The sequence below is a fragment of the Paenibacillus nanchangensis genome (assembly GCF_046543445.1).
GTDB lineage: Bacteria > Bacillota > Bacilli > Paenibacillales > Paenibacillaceae > Paenibacillus_AQ > Paenibacillus_AQ nanchangensis.
Window position 1 is genome coordinate 48,980 of sequence record NZ_JBHOFD010000027.1, and the last position, 15,151, is coordinate 64,130.

The following is a 15,151-nucleotide window of genomic DNA, read 5'->3' on the forward strand; positions in this document are numbered from 1 at the left end:
CAGAACATAAATGATATTGAAAATCATTCTCATTCATGTTATTATACATTTTGTTCAGTACTGAACAAAAAGACCGGTTGTCTGCTGCGGCTAATGAACTTGGCCTGCAACAATGAATACAAGAGAGGGGAGATTGGGCAATTGGAGTTTCTGCATCCATCTAAAGGCCATCTTTACGAACAGTATATAAAAATGCTGCATCTGAATGAGTTGTACACGGAGCAGGAAATTGACAGGTTTCGGGAACTAGCCAGGGAGCAACAAATTGACATGCTCTCTAACAATATTACAAGTGTACACGTTATCGATTGCATTGGTGATTATGAACCTATAAACCATACCGGAATTGTGAAGAAAATGGATTTGTCCAAAGCCAGCATTACTAATATTTGTTCAAAGCTGATGGAAACGGACTTTATTATGAGAAGCCAGCTGAACAACAATCGTAAGGAAATTTATTTTAGCTTAACGGATAAGGGAAGACGTGTTTATCATTTGCATAAAAAGCTGCATCAAGAGAAAGAAGAAAGTTTTTACCGTTTCATTGAATCCTATTCAGAGGCTGAGTTACAGACTATCGGAAAATTTATAAGTGATTTGTTGGCGCGTGCTGAAGAAGACTACGGAAGGGGAGCAGGGGAAAATGACGACCTTAAAGATTGAAGCATTAAGAAGCAAAATTGAAGGAAAAGAAATATTAAAAGGGCTCACATTGGAGATTCATGGCGGAGAGATTCATGCGATTATGGGGCCTAATGGGACTGGAAAAAGTACGTTGGCTTCAGCTTTAATGGGCCACCCCAAATATGAGGTTACGGACGGCAAGGTGACCTTGGACAATGAAGATCTGCTGGAGATGGAAGTGGATGAGCGTGCCCGGGCTGGTTTGTTTCTCGCTATGCAATACCCAAGTGAAATTGCCGGCGTAACGAACTCGGACTTTCTCAGAAGTGCTATCAATGCACGGCGTGAAGAAGGCGAGGAGCTCTCCTTAATCCGTTTTATCCGTGAAATGGAGAGCAAAATGAAGGGGCTGGAGATGAATCCGGAGTTTGCCCATCGTTATTTGAATGAGGGATTTTCCGGCGGTGAAAAAAAACGGAATGAGATTTTGCAAATGATGCTGCTTGAACCCAAGTTTGTGATTCTGGATGAAGTAGACTCCGGGCTTGATATTGATGCACTGCGTATTGTCGCGAATGGGGTAAACGAGATGCGCAGTCCGGATAGAGGTTTTTTAATCATCACCCACTACCAACGTCTGTTGAATTATATCACTCCAGATTTTGTGCACGTCATGATGCAGGGCCGGATTGTTAAATCTGGCGGTCCGGAGCTTGCCCACCGTTTGGAAGCTGAAGGATACGATTGGGTGAAAGAGGAGCTTGGGATTATGGATGAAACAGTAAGCGAGGAAGTTTAAACGCGGAAGAGGAGGGAAAGCAAGTGGGGATGCAGGCAAAAATCTCAGAAAATGCAAACAAATTAAGCGCTTGGTCAAGTGCTAAGGGTGAACCTCGCTGGCTGCTTGAACGCCGGATGCAGGCACTCGAGCTGGCAGAGACGCTGGCGCTCCCTAGTGTGGAGAAAATCAAACTTGAAAAATGGGAACTCTACGAAAGCGGAAATTACAAAACTGAAAATGCGTGGTCAGGTTTGGAGGATGCGCCTGAGGCTGTTCGAGGTTTGGTAACTTCTCCAGTGAAAGGCGGACTAATTGTTCAGTGCAATTCGGATGTAGTGTATACGACATTGCCGGAGAGCTTAGCGGCCCAGGGAGTGATTTTAACGGACCTGCATACTGCGGCAAAAGAGCATGGGGAGCTGGTTCAACGTTATCTCTATCAGGCAGTGAAGCCGGAAGAACACTGCTTATCTGCTGCAAACAGTGCCTTATGGAGTGGTGGCGTTTTTCTATATGTGCCGGACGGTGTAGAGGTTGAAGCGCCCATTCAAGCGATCTTTTTTAACGATACAAGCGGTGTACGTTTTGCGCCGCACATCTTAATTGTGGCCGGGAGCAACAGCAAGATCATTTATGTGGATCATTGCGTATCCAGCAGGGATGACGTAAAGGTGTTACATAACGGTGTGGTTGAAGTTTTTGCGGGAGCGGGCTCCAAGGTGCAAGTTGCCTCGGTTCATCAGCTTGCTGAAGCAACCACTGATTTCACCCAGCGGCGGGCGGTCGCTTTTGCTGATAGCGGTGTGGAGTGGATTATCGGTGAGATGAACAATGGTTATACCGCCAGTGATACCAAGACTCTGCTTCAAGGCAACGGATCGGTTTCGGACACTAAAGTGATTGCAGTCGCAACGGGCCGTCAAAAATCGAGCTATACCACGCAAGCCCGGCATTTTGGCAGAAACTCGGAGAGCCAGATGATTACACGTGCAGTCATGCTTGATGAGGCTACGGCGATAATCAACGGCATCACTAAGATTGAAAAAGGGGCAACCCATTGTGATGGTCAGCAAACAGAACGCGTGCTGATGTTAAGTCCCAAAGCACGCGGCGATGCCAATCCAATCCTGCTGATCGATGAAGATGATGTAACTGCCGGTCATGCTGCATCCGTGGGGCAAGTAAATTTAGAACAAATTTATTATCTGATGTCGCGGGGGATATCCCGAAGTGAAGCCGAATATCTGGTTATTTTCGGATTCCTCGCTCCTGTTATTTCGGAGATTCCGCTGGAGGGTGTTCGCGGTCGTCTGCAAAATTTAGTGGAGAGCAAGCTCGGCAGATCATAGATCATAGCAAATCAAAAGGAGTCTTGAAAGGTAAAAAAAGGAGTGAGACGAATGGCTAAAAAAGCACCGGATATGGGCGAATATAAATATGGATTCCGCGACAATCACCAATCTATTTTTCAATCCGGAAAAGGATTGACTGAAGAGATCGTCCGGGAAATTTCCCGAATCAAAGAAGAACCGGAATGGATGCTCAACTTTCGGCTGAAAGCTTTGAATCAGTTCAACAAAATGCCGATGCCACAATGGGGAGCTGATTTGTCCGGACTAAATCTTGATGACATCCAATATTACGTTCGCCCTTCTGAAAAACAAGGAAAGACCTGGGAGGAGGTTCCTTCCGAGATCAAAGCAACCTTTGACAAGCTGGGAATTCCTGAAGCAGAGCAAAAGTTCCTGGCGGGTGTATCCGCTCAATACGAGTCGGAAGTAATCTATCACAGCATGCAGAAAGAACTGGAGGATCAGGGCGTTATTTTCCTTGATACGGATACGGCATTAAAGCAATATCCCGAAGTGTTTAAACAATATTTTGGAACGATCATCCCTCCCGCAGACAATAAATTTGCGGCACTTAACAGTGCGGTATGGTCAGGCGGCAGCTTTGTATATATTCCGAGGGGCGTTCAGTGTGAGGTTCCTATACAAGGGTATTTCCGTATCAATTCTGAAAATATGGGCCAATTCGAGCGGACATTGATTATTGCCGAAGAGGGCAGCTTTGTCCATTATGTTGAAGGATGTACAGCACCTATTTATAGTACCAGTTCTCTGCATAGCGGGGTTATTGAAATTATTTGCCGCAAAGATTCCCGTGTCCGTTACACGACCATTCAGAATTGGGCTCCTAATATCTACAACTTGGTAACCCAAAGAGCTGTAGCAGAGGAAAACGCCACAATGGAATGGGTGGACGGCAACATCGGCTCCAAGGTAACAATGAAGTATCCGGCTGTATTGTTAAAAGGACGGGGAGCCAAAGGGTCTATCCTGTCTATTGCCGTCGCTGGAAAAGAACAGCATCAAGATGCCGGCGCGAAGGTCATTCACCTTGCTCCCGAGACCACATCTACCATTATATCTAAATCCATCAGCAAACACGGCGGCAAAGTAAACTACCGGGGATTGTCCAGTTTCAGCCGGGATTCCGCAGGATCCAAGTCCAATATTAAATGCGATACGTTGATTTTAGACAACCTCTCCACATCAGACACCATTCCGTACAATGAAATTAAAAACGATCAGATAACGTTGGAGCACGAAGCAACCGTATCCAAAGTGTCCGAGGAGCAGTTATTTTATTTAATGAGCCGCGGGCTTACCGAACAAGATGCCACACAAATGATTGTAATGGGCTTTATTGAGCCGTTTACCAAAGAATTGCCCATGGAATATGCCGTTGAAATGAATCGTCTGATTCAATTCGAGATGGAGGGAAGCATCGGTTGATTCATTAATTTGATCAACTTTTTAAGAGGCACGGGGTGTATTTTAATGAAGAAAAAAAACTCGGACAACTCAGAATTAGAACAAATTACTCGAGAGAAAAAGAAAGTTCAGTTCTACCTTAATATGCTCTTAGGATTGAGCGGAAGTTGTGGTGTGGTGATCCCTACAGATCCCCTTTATACGATTTTAATGGAACTTTCAGCTCAAGAGGCCCTTCTCAAACAAAAAGCGAAGGATCAATCAGACCATCTAGAATAAAAAGCGCATGAATCGAATGGGGGTAAACTATGAAAGGAGTAGATAGTATGGAAAATAATCGTATTTTATTTGATGAAGTACTGGAAGTGCTTCTCAAACTACGTCCTTTCTTATTGCGTGACGGTGGAGATGCTGAATTGGTCGAGGTTGAGAACGGTATTGCGAAATTAAGATTTTTGGGAGCCTGCAACGGTTGCCCAAGTGCTACGATTACGTTAAAGGCCGCTATTGAACGCGCTATTCTTGAGGAAATCGATGACATTAAAGAAGTGATACAAGTATTCTAGATTCCTCCTGCAGTTTCTACAGTAGTTACAACGGATCTTCTTGTCAGAAGCTATCACGCCGAGAAGATAATTCTGTAAATAGAATCATGTTAGTGTTTCCTAGATGGCAACCATATACTAAACAACCCCAATCAAATGTGATTTAGTTGGGGTTGTTTTTCATTGAAGCTTCCCGGGAGGTTGAGTACCCTTTACTTACGTTACTTTATTGGCATATAGGTATCCAGATATTCAAGTGCTGTATCCAGATACTTCATATAAAGCTTACTATCATTTTGTAACGCATGACCGGAATGAGGGAATTCAATATACTCATGAGTAACTTGATGGTCTTCCAGTGCTTTCACCAAATGTCTTGCAGACAGGAATGGGCATACTTTGTCATAGACGCCGTAAGCGATGACAGATGGTACGGAATCTTCATTAACCCACATATAACCCGAGACCGGCTTTATCGCCTCTTCATAAGCTTCTGTTCCAAACATATCCGCTGTAATTTCCGTCCCTGCCATGATGCCAAAAAGATTGGCTGCAGCTTCCGGATTCTCATTGAGACCATAAACACCCCAGTCTTCCGGATAGAAGCTGGAAGGTCCAACCGCTTCGAACATCATTTTTACTGGAACAGGGGAATCCGCAGCATCGCGGTATGCGTACAGCATGGCTAGCGTTCCGCCTGCAGACCCACCGGCAATAGCCATTTCATCCAGATTGTAACCAAGCTTCTTCGCTTCCTCTACAATTACCGGAATACTCTGCTTGATCTCCATGGACTGTGAATAGATACTGGCCTCCGGGTGATCATTATCTCGCAATGTATAATTTATACCTGCTGTGACATATCCCTTTGAACTGAGCCACTGTAGGGTGGAGGCGTCATCCGATTTATCGCCGGATGTAAATCCGCCTGCATGCAGATAAACAATAAGTCCATAAGTTTTTCTTGTATTGTCCGCTGGAACATAGAGATCGAACTTGTTTTTTTCTCCTTCGCCATAGGCTATATCTGTATAGGAAGTGCCGATTGCATCGCTCCATTCCACTGTATATTTTTTAAAAGCGGAGGGTTTATAAGTTAACTTAAATACTGCAGAGCCAGCAAATGAGATGATGAATGCCAGAATACACACGATGACAAACATCCCTCTTTTATTTCCTTTCTGTTTTTTGTTTCTCATAAGAAATTACCTCCGAACAGCGAACCGCCTACCATCAAGTTAAAGAAAAGACGAACGGTGAATCTTCCAAAAAATAATCCTGCCAAAATTACAATCAGAAGAATGGCCCATCTTGGCTTTGTCATCATGTTTCAAATCCTCCTTGACTTTACGATGGCACTTCTGTACCATCTTTGACGTAGCAAATGTACCATCTCGAATTTAAGAGATCAAGGGATGTGATGAAAATGGTACAAAACTGGAGGGAATGTTCCATCATGAACAATGAAGAAAAAAACACATATGTCAAAAAACGAATAACTGATACGTTGATCGGCCTTTTAGAGAATAATGAATTCAGAGAAATTTCCATCATTCAAATCACCCAGACCGCACAAGTCAGCCGAAACTCCTTTTATAGAAACTATAACGCTATAGAAGATATCCTTCTGCATTATATCCGCTCTATGATGCAAAGCTGGCAGGCAGACTATGAACGATCCGGAATGAATTCCAATGCAGAACTTTACGGAGATCTCTTCAAACATCTCAAGGAACACAAAGACTTTTTTCTGCTTCTGAAGAAGCGGAACCTTTTTCACATGTTTTTACAGGTTTTTCTAGAGCTGTATGGAACAAAACCGGAGCAGGATAACATGACAGCATACGTCGTTTCCTTTGTAACTTATGGAACATATGGATGGATTGAAGAGTGGATTGCAAGAGGTATGCAGGAATCAGCAGAGACCATGTCGGAGAAGCTGGCCTCTTCCGGAATGAGATAATAAATATCTAACTGGGAGCAGTCAAGTATAATTTAATTTGTTTACCATAGCTGCAGCCTTGCTTCCAAAATCTTAGCCATCTGTTCAACCATCTCTTCAGGCGTATATGGCATAGAATGGACGACCCACCACTCAATCAACCCTGTAATGGAAACGGATAAGAATTGCGCCAATACATCCTTATGGATACCGGTGTCTAGCTTCATTTGATTCACCACCAAGGTGATATTTGCTTCAATGATCTGTGTCATACGGTGTCTGAATGTGGGAATCCCTTTATTGGTAATCAAAACGCGATAGATTTCTGCATGCTCTTTAAGATATGTAAACGCACGAATCAGCAAGTCCCGGGACAGTTCATTGGTTTGCCCATTCTCCGGCACACAACTCTCAGCAAGCATCATCAGATACGTTTCCACGCTCTGTTCCAGCAGGTCATATTTGTCAGTAAAATGCAAATAAACCGTTCCGCGGTTGACATTGGCCCGATCCGCAATCCCTTGAATGGTGACCCTCTCAAATTCCTGTTCTCCCAACAGCCCGATAAACGCTTGCATAATCATTTGTCTTGATCGCACAATGCGCCGATCCATAGTTTCCCCCTCTTTTCTGAACACATCCAGTATTCGTTGTTCATTTTTCAACAGAAACGAAAGCGATTAACCATTGCACCTGCAACCGTTCCGATGATATCTTGATTGTAATTCACAGATGTAAGATATACAACAACTGTTAATTATAAAAGGAGGGATATTAGTGAATATACTTGTGTATGGTACAGGTGTGCAGGGAAGCTATCTGGCACATGTTCTGGTAAAGGGCGGTCATGACGTGACTGTATTGGCAAGAGGAAAGCGAGCGGAGGAACTGGAACAGGAGGGACTGGTCATTCGGCATTACCTTCAGCGCAAGACAACTGTCGATCAGGTTCGCGTAATCCGTAGATTGGAATCAGGTGACGCGTATGACTTGATTTTCGTCATGATGAAGTATTCGGATTTCGGTGCTGTACTGCCCACCCTCGCAGAAAACGTTAGCCGTCATATCGTATTGGTCGGTAACAATATGGATACTCACACCATGCAGGACCATTTGAATAAACACGGACAGCCGCCCAAACAGGTCGCTTTTGGATTTCAAACTACGGCAGGTACACGTACCGACGGACGAGTCATTTGCATCCGTGGCGGTCATGGAGGGATGGTCATCGGTGGTCTAAACGGCCCCATTCCGTTTCGCTCTCTGCTGGAGCAGGCATTCACGCGAACCAAGTACAAGCTCAGTTACCATGATCAGATCGATGCCTGGCTAAAAAACCACATGGTGCTGATCGTGCCCATGATTATGGTCATTTTGTTCCATAGCTTCCAGATGAAACAGGTTGCCCGCGACAACAAGCGAATGCGTCAGTTAGTGGCGGCGATGGGGGAAGGCTTCCGTGTACTTGAATCACTGGGGTATCCGTTAACCCCTGCGATACAGGCGTCTTGGATTACCCGCTATCCAAACTTCATCCGCCAGGCTTTAAAGATTTTCTTTATGCTTCCGGTTAGCCGGTTGATTGATGGAACGGCAGTTGAGCTCACAGCCTTGAATGAAGCCTTTGCCGAATGGAGGGCAAGGTCGGATGTGCCTACGCCAAACTGGGACGCGTTAGAGAATGATTGGGTTATTCAATCATGTAAGTCTTTGGGCGCTAGATGAAAAAGAGAGCATGCTCGCCTTGTAACAGATTTACTTATAAGGTACTAGTTAAAACCCATGAAAAACATGGGTTCTTTTCTATGCAGCATTGACGGTGCCTTTGTGTGATCGAACAAAAGACTTTAGCAGTTAGATACCATCCCAAGATTTAGTCAATAAGTGGATAAAGTGTATAATGAAGAAAATAGGAGCGGAGGACAACTGGGTGAAGATCCAACTATCGGTACTTATCATTTCTATTGGTGGAGCAGTATTGGCGACATTCATTTCTGTGATTGCTGTGCTTCGATTGAAAAAGAGTCAAACGGCGACTGACGATCAGAAGAATAGTAGAGAAGTAAACTTAGCTATGCCGTCTAAAACATTTGAAGCCGAACTCCATCAATCCCTTTTTCAGGACTGGGGTCATGGTGTGGAAGGGGAATCGTTTCAAGACGATAAATCTAATGTTTATCTGGAAGTTTATAATCACGGAAACATCCCGGCAGAAAATGTGATAGTTGAGATTACCGTTGATTTTGATGAATTCAATGATTTTATGAAAGATCATGCCACTCTCAATGGTAACGACAATCATTCATTTTATCTTTCAAAGGAGGAAGAAAAAAACGTTATTTCATTTTATAAAGAAGAAACTATCAAACATGAAATCAATGTCCATCATGAGGAATTGGGAACGATTTATCCTGATGACGCAGCAAAACAAGGTATAAAAATACATCTTCCTAAATGGTACATATACCTATTGAACATAAAGGCATTTAATGAAAGCTTAGATCTATTCAGTTTAAATATCATTTTAGTATACAAAGATCAAACGAATGGAAATAAATTATGTACAAAAGAGTTTATGATTGAACCTGAAATACATATGGCGAAGAGGGAAGAAGATCCTGCTAATAAAAAGGTGAATTACAGAATTAAGGGTGAATTGATTATGGAATAACTGAATAACTGCATAGCGCGGTTTATACGGCTTCCCGAAGGTAGCCGTTCTTTTTTTGTTCCCAAAGATACTTAAAATAATCTTACAGTTAGCTACAAGGCAATCAACTGGACAATTGGGCTTCAAGAAAACAGCTTGATCGGGTAAGCCCTTAAGCTACAGTCGCCAGTTTGCTAGTGTCCGTGGACTAGAACACAATCCCATAAGAGCCCGCGCCCAGCGCGGTTTTTGTGTTTTATGGGGGCAAGTTCATGTCGTTTGTTCAGGACAAAAAGCCTGCTCCCATTGCCGAAAAAGGATAAAAAAAGATACTACCGACGATTTAATGATGATCTAAATTAATAAAAAATCGAATAAAACGGAACAACAATTGAGAAAATATAGGGACTATTTCGAGCTTGGGAACGGTTCAATGATTTAAACGGTTAGGGGGGGGGAACCATTGCTGGTGCCAAAGGAAGCGGACGCCGTATTTGAAGGCGGTGGTGTGAGAGGAACTGCCTTTGTCGGCGCCATTGAGACGATGGAAGCGCAAGGATGCGTCTGGCAGCGAATCGCCGGATGCTCAGCCGGTTCGATCGTAGCGGCGTTGCTGGCATGCGGGTACAGCGGTTCAGAGATCAAAGCGTTAATGCTGACACTTGATTATCGGAAGTTACTAGGACGTACGTGGCTGAACGAGGTCCCACTGGTCAGCAGAGCACTGCCGCTTTTGCTGAGATCGGGCATTTACGTTAATGAACCGCTTGAACGTACGCTTGAAAAGTGGCTGGCGCAAAAAGGCATTTGTACATTCGGTGATCTGCCCCGCGGCAAGCTGACCATCATAGCGTCTAACGTCAGCAACGGCAAAATGGTCGTACTCCCGGATGATCTGCCGGATTACGGTTTGTCTCCGGATGAATTTCCGATAGCCACAGCTGTGCGCATGAGCTCTACGCTCCCCTTCTTTTTCCAACCCTATCCCTGGCAGACGCCGATCGGCCGTAGACCTTATTGGATGCTGGATGGCGGCTTGCTGAGCAATTTTCCGATTTGGCTGTTCGACGTAACTACCGCCCCCCGATGGCCTACGTTCGGTTTTCGGCTGTCCGATAAAAGAACGTATGATCCTGTGAGACGAATTCGCGGCCCGATAGCTTTATTTGAGGCGATGTTTAAAACTATGCTGCAGGCCCACGATCAGCGTCATGTCGACAAGCATTCCGAATCCCGCACGATCTTTATTCCAACGCAAGAAATCGTAACAACGAAGTTCGATTTGACCAAACACGATCAAGAGCGGCTAATGGAATCCGGTCGGCGAGCGGCACAAAGCTTTCTATCGACCTGGAATTTTGAAGAATACAAACGCGAGTTCAGAGCACAGGAGACGAATGTAGGCTTCGTACCCTTAACACAGGAGGAAGACCGGCATTTGTATCATTAAGAATCAATAGTAAAGAAAGGGGAGACGGTTGTGGATGCCGAATTGCAGCGCGCCATTCGTCTTAAGGAAAAGTTGGAAGAAGAATGGAAGGGCAAGCGAAATGTCAATGCGGTTGACGTTGGCCTGAAATACGTGGCCGGGAAGATGACGGATCAAATAGCTATCCGTGTCTATGTAGACCAAAAGGCGAATGTACCGCCGCAAGACGCTATTCCTATATCTGTAGAAGGAATCCCAACGGATGTGATCGAGAAACAGGAGAAATTTGTGCTTCAGACATTGGAAAGAGCAACGGCTGAAGAAGATACGTCGGTAACGGCGGCAGCCGGGGAAATTCAAAGCCCGTTGTCCGGCGGGATGGCAATTGGCCCATGCAGAAGCATTCGCGACAGACGAATCTGGGGAACGCTTGGCGCTTTTGTGCAGAAAGAAGACGGGAAAACGTATGCACTAAGCTGTTTTCACGTGCTTTGTTGTGATTCCGAATGGAAGCGGGGAGATCAGTTGACCCAGTTGTCGCGGGAAGGCGTTTGTACGGAGGGCGCGCTCGTCGGTACGCTCGCAGATGCCTGCCTGCGCGGCAACTTTGGACTAATTGAACAGGACGTGGATGGTGCGTTGGCTGAAATTACGAGCAAAGAGGTTTCCTGGGAGATTCCCGGAATCGGCCGATTAACCGGACCTGCCGATACGAAACCGGGCACTCACGTTCGCAAGGTAGGATCAGCCACCGGGCTTACTTACGGTATTATCGAAGGATTAAACAAGACGTTTACAGTCGACTTTTATGACGGGATTGGTGATGTGACATTCACGAGATCGATTCGGATCGTACCGGATCCTCGTCACAATGCCAAGTTTTCCGCGAAAGGAGACTCCGGCGCCGTCATAGTCAACGAGAAGAATCAAGTGGTCGGTTTGTTATTCGCAGGGACGGATGACGAATCTGTCACGATCGCCAACAATATAGCCGAAGTCATGCAATCGCTTAGAATCACGGGGTTTGGGGGTGGCGGGGATGGCGGAGCTCACTAGAGTTGCAGAAGAGGACGGGTTCGCGGCTTATCTGTCCGACGACCGCACGATCGGTTTTTGGGCGCAAGCCGGCGACCAAGCCCCCGATAAGCTGAGCTTTTCCGACGCATGCTTTAAGGTGCCGGGAAAGCTGTTATTTTCAGACCGCATCTCGTTGGAGCGAGCGGCCGAGCGGCCAGCCAAACTTGGAGCTTTTCTGGACTCGCTAGCCGGTACGGAGCGAGCATATCTCTGGATGGGGATGGGCGAGGTGTCACGCGATAGAATCGTTTGGTTCCCGACCGATGCAGAAGGGAGAACCGTACAACAAGCCGCGACTATACCGATTGCCTCTGAATGGAAGCTGACGATCGCAGGCGGAGCAAAAATCGAAATAATTGCGGAAACGGGGGAGCTTGTTTTTCACCGGGGAGCAAATGAAGGAATGATCTCCTTCGAGGGCGCTGCCGCTCCGGAGCATGAGGGCATCGTGGAAGTCCGGCTGCCACTGTCCGGATCCGGCGCCGGATGCCTCACGATCGATAAACTGCTTGTCCGGCGCAGCTCCTTGACCTCCGGCCGACTGTTCGTCGGCTTCCAATACGGCTGGCGGTCCGACGCTTCCGAGCGAGCGGACACAATCATCCGATATCCGCTACTGCAAAACCGCAAGGGAGAAGTTGAGGATACCGTCCGGATGAGCGTCTGTATCAATCCACTGGCGGGCATGTCCCCCTCCTTCGAAGGAGGAAGAACCACCTTCCTGGCTTTTACGAAGTACGACGAAAAAGGAGCCTTGCAGCGTTTTGGCACACACTGTGTATCCACGATGGGGCATTCGATTGACTTTAGGCCTTCTGTTCTGGAAGAAGAGACGATCTGGCATGAGCAGCAGCCGAGACTGGTCTTGCAGTCTGGGTCAGAAGGAGAAGCGCCGGTTCTGATGCCAGCTGGAGACTTCGAACCACTCTTAGGCAGCGAGGCCGGTGAAACAGCTCCCATGGAATGGATCGGCGGCTTAAACGGGGCTGAATATTTTGTGATCCCTTCCGGCGGACGGATTCGATTTCATCCCGGCAAGCCTGCTTATGCCGAGCGGTTCGGGCAAGGGATGTCCTACGTGGAGAATCGAATTACAATCCCTCCGCAATCGCTGCTGACATCAGATCTGTCAACCTCCTGGCTCAGTCTTGTACTGCCTGCTGGCGCCGAAACGCCGCTGGAAGCAGCAGAGGCGATGTACGTCTCTCAACCCGAAGGCTCTAATCTCTACGGTTATGCCGATTCGCCTGCCGGGACTACAGCAGAAGATGCCGTACTGCCCTTTAAGTCTACTCCGACTCCCGTCGTCGCCGATCCGCAAGCTGCGTTCCCATACGTTCCCTATGGAGGCGTCAAATTGAACGGACGCTTAGAGAGCGGCGAGGCAGAATATATCCGGTTCGAACAACAGATTCTGTCTCCAGCCAGACGATATTGGGTGAAAACGGTAGGCAAGCCGGGCAACACGGACCCGGCAGTTGCTACAGCCTATCACGCCACGACGCCGAGCGGGATGCTGGTTCGTCTGAATGGGAGCAAATACGATAAAGTGCTGTTGGCCATGCCAAGTCCGGCTTCCGAACAGGAAGGTCAGGCAAAACCGGATTTCAGCTTTGAACGCATCGGAGACGAGCTGCAGCGCGCATTCCAGACCCGCGAGCTGTTCCTAATCGCAACGAACCCTTCGCCTTTGGGAGACGCTCCGAACCCCCCTGGCGGAGGCGCGATTTTCAACAATCGAATTGACATCGAAGGATGGTCATTTACAGTCAATGTCAACTCGCCCAAGGAAGAAGAAGATTTTACGAACGTTCTAATCGTCAAATCGCGCGTCGGTCCCGGGCAAAGCCTAACCGAGCTGGTTTCAAAGCCTGAAACGTGGACACAAAGCCGCGATTTTGTAAAATCCCGGTTCGAGGGCATTCCTTCGACCGATTCTGGCGATATTCCGGTCTTATCGGCCTGGATTGGCGAATACCTCAAGGAAGCTGCAGAGCAGGCGTTGTCTGACCCGACATTGACTCACTTCAATCGGATTGTCCAGGATCCCAATTGGACCGGCGTGCTTGTGTTGAAGCCTACGTTGAGCGGCACTCCATCCCTCGGTCTTCCAAACGACCTCAACTATGGGCATCATCTCGGCCTGGAGATGACAGGCACGGACGGCCTCGATCTATCCGGATCGAATAAGGCGAACCGTGTCTTCGGCTTGGTCAGCTACACGGACGACAACTATGACGTGACAAAGCCTGACGAGCCCGCTTTTGACATTTCATGGAGAGATCCGGCGTTCATTTATCCCGAGATCGACTTCAAATTCCTTTTTTTGCGGTTGGTCATTCGGGAAAATCAGGTGGCGGACTTTCAATGCAGAAGCCAACTGACCGTTGCAAGGTGGTTTGACCAGCCCGTCGCCGGAAAGGAAGGCCTCCCGGTGCGCGCGATCTTTCTGAAAGGGAGCCGGCAAACCGGGGGCAAGACAACTGCCTACGTCATGGCGTCCAAGGGAAGTATGGAGATTGACTTTTCAGGACCCGGCAAGGTGTTTGCGAGTATAAAGCTGGATCAAGTGATATACGAATCGCTTGCTCAGGGTGAAAGGCTGAACTTGTCCGGCCAGATCCGCTTCCAGCGGTTGAATCTGAGAGACGGCAAGCCATTTGATCTATTGTCCTTCGGGGAAGACGGGCTGGCTTTCACCCAATGGATGATCGAGAAGCGAGCGGATGGCCAATGGAAGGTGGCGCCGAACCTCAAGTCGTTGAGACCGACTGCCACGCAGCCAAAGGAGGGTCCGCGCAGTCTGTTCGATAGTCTGTCGATGGAGCTCGCGGAGCTGCTCTATGATCAAGACAGTCCTGTCTCCGGTTATTTTCCTGTAGCGACCGCATCTGACTTCTATGCTGTAGGTATGCCGAAGGATCAAGAAGGAACGAGACGTTGGTACGGTTTGCGCTTCCGCCTTCAAGCCGGCACATCCGGCGTACTGGGTAACAATAAGCTGCTGGAAGCTGATTTGTTGCTCGCTTGGGGTCCCGGCAGAGACGACGAGCCTGATCGCTACGAAGTATCCGTTTATCTTGGACTGCCGGGCGGTCAGAAGGCTTTTCGCATCCAAAACGTAATCTCCCTGCAATTCGACGATCTCGTGCTCAGTTATGAACAGGACAACGGAGAAAACCGCTTCGAATTGTTGCTTTCCGACGCTTATTTGGAATTTCTCGGCATGCGATTTCCCCCGACAGGCAGCTTGTCGTTGAAATGGTTTGGAGGAGAAGACAACCTTAAGCCGATCGGTTGGTATGCGAGCTATCAAGGGAATTAAG

Annotated in this window: 15 protein-coding genes; 12 read left to right on the forward strand and 3 right to left on the reverse strand. The window is 47.2% G+C overall.

The features are described 5' to 3' along the window. Positions 1 to 141: 141 nt before the first annotated feature. Genes ACE6ED_RS20490 through ACE6ED_RS20515 form a run of 6 tightly spaced genes read left to right on the forward strand, consistent with a single transcriptional unit; the run spans position 142 to position 4,748 of the window. A complete protein-coding gene (locus ACE6ED_RS20490) occupies positions 142 to 663 on the forward strand; it encodes a MarR family transcriptional regulator (RefSeq protein WP_410829268.1) in 522 nt (173 codons plus the stop codon). Further along, positions 644 to 1,423, forward strand: coding sequence for a Fe-S cluster assembly ATPase SufC (gene sufC / locus ACE6ED_RS20495; protein ID WP_410829269.1), 780 nt, complete (start codon positions 644 to 646; stop codon positions 1,421 to 1,423). The genes ACE6ED_RS20490 and sufC overlap by 20 nt, the downstream gene beginning before the upstream one ends. A gap of 29 nt (positions 1,424 to 1,452) precedes the next feature. Further along, positions 1,453 to 2,754 (forward strand): Fe-S cluster assembly protein SufD, encoded by a 1,302-nt coding sequence (gene sufD, locus ACE6ED_RS20500; RefSeq protein WP_410829313.1) that lies wholly within the window; start codon positions 1,453 to 1,455, stop codon positions 2,752 to 2,754. A gap of 51 nt (positions 2,755 to 2,805) precedes the next feature. Beyond that, entirely contained in the window at positions 2,806 to 4,203 is a 1,398-nt protein-coding gene (gene sufB, locus ACE6ED_RS20505) for a Fe-S cluster assembly protein SufB (RefSeq protein WP_410829270.1), read from the forward strand. A gap of 45 nt (positions 4,204 to 4,248) precedes the next feature. Further along, positions 4,249 to 4,461 carry a hypothetical protein gene (locus tag ACE6ED_RS20510; protein WP_410829271.1) on the forward strand — a complete coding sequence of 71 codons (213 nt, stop codon included), beginning with the start codon at positions 4,249 to 4,251 and terminating at the stop codon, positions 4,459 to 4,461. 47 nt (positions 4,462 to 4,508) lie between these two features. Then, the gene (locus ACE6ED_RS20515) at positions 4,509 to 4,748 is read left to right on the forward strand and encodes a NifU family protein (protein WP_410829314.1); all 240 of its coding nucleotides are present in this window, start codon (positions 4,509 to 4,511) and stop codon (positions 4,746 to 4,748) included. A 200-nt stretch (positions 4,749 to 4,948) separates the two neighbouring features. On the opposite strand, the gene ACE6ED_RS20520 is transcribed toward ACE6ED_RS20515, so the two are convergent. Continuing rightward, on the reverse strand, positions 4,949 to 5,926 hold the full coding sequence (locus ACE6ED_RS20520) for an alpha/beta hydrolase (RefSeq protein WP_410829272.1): 978 nt from the start codon (positions 5,924 to 5,926) through the stop codon (positions 4,949 to 4,951). Next, positions 5,923 to 6,054 (reverse strand): hypothetical protein, encoded by a 132-nt coding sequence (locus ACE6ED_RS20525; RefSeq protein WP_410829273.1) that lies wholly within the window; start codon positions 6,052 to 6,054, stop codon positions 5,923 to 5,925. Before ACE6ED_RS20525 ends, ACE6ED_RS20520 begins: the two co-directional genes overlap by 4 nt. A gap of 129 nt (positions 6,055 to 6,183) precedes the next feature. Between ACE6ED_RS20525 and ACE6ED_RS20530 the strand changes: the two genes are divergently transcribed. Continuing rightward, complete coding sequence (locus tag ACE6ED_RS20530; protein WP_410829274.1) at positions 6,184 to 6,690, forward strand: TetR/AcrR family transcriptional regulator; 507 nt, start codon at positions 6,184 to 6,186, stop codon at positions 6,688 to 6,690. Between the two features lie 41 nt (positions 6,691 to 6,731). Here the strand turns inward: ACE6ED_RS20530 and ACE6ED_RS20535 are convergent, their stop codons facing one another. Further along, positions 6,732 to 7,283 carry a TetR/AcrR family transcriptional regulator gene (locus tag ACE6ED_RS20535; protein WP_410829275.1) on the reverse strand — a complete coding sequence of 184 codons (552 nt, stop codon included), beginning with the start codon at positions 7,281 to 7,283 and terminating at the stop codon, positions 6,732 to 6,734. 163 nt (positions 7,284 to 7,446) lie between these two features. On the opposite strand from ACE6ED_RS20535, the gene ACE6ED_RS20540 reads away from it, so the two are divergent. From ACE6ED_RS20540 to ACE6ED_RS20560, 5 genes are all read left to right on the forward strand, one after another. Further along, the gene (locus tag ACE6ED_RS20540; RefSeq protein ID WP_410829276.1) at positions 7,447 to 8,394 is read left to right on the forward strand and encodes a ketopantoate reductase family protein; all 948 of its coding nucleotides are present in this window, start codon (positions 7,447 to 7,449) and stop codon (positions 8,392 to 8,394) included. A gap of 205 nt (positions 8,395 to 8,599) precedes the next feature. Beyond that, positions 8,600 to 9,340, forward strand: coding sequence for a hypothetical protein (locus ACE6ED_RS20545; RefSeq protein WP_410829277.1), 741 nt, complete (start codon positions 8,600 to 8,602; stop codon positions 9,338 to 9,340). A 448-nt stretch (positions 9,341 to 9,788) separates the two neighbouring features. Beyond that, positions 9,789 to 10,769: a patatin-like phospholipase family protein gene (locus tag ACE6ED_RS20550; protein ID WP_410829315.1), complete on the forward strand. Its 981-nt coding sequence runs from the start codon at positions 9,789 to 9,791 to the stop codon at positions 10,767 to 10,769. A gap of 30 nt (positions 10,770 to 10,799) precedes the next feature. Further along, positions 10,800 to 11,804 (forward strand): hypothetical protein, encoded by a 1,005-nt coding sequence (locus ACE6ED_RS20555; RefSeq protein ID WP_410829278.1) that lies wholly within the window; start codon positions 10,800 to 10,802, stop codon positions 11,802 to 11,804. Continuing rightward, positions 11,788 to 15,150, forward strand: a complete 3,363-nt coding sequence (locus ACE6ED_RS20560; protein WP_410829279.1) for a hypothetical protein — start codon at positions 11,788 to 11,790, stop codon at positions 15,148 to 15,150. Before ACE6ED_RS20555 ends, ACE6ED_RS20560 begins: the two co-directional genes overlap by 17 nt. Position 15,151: the final 1 nt, after the last annotated feature.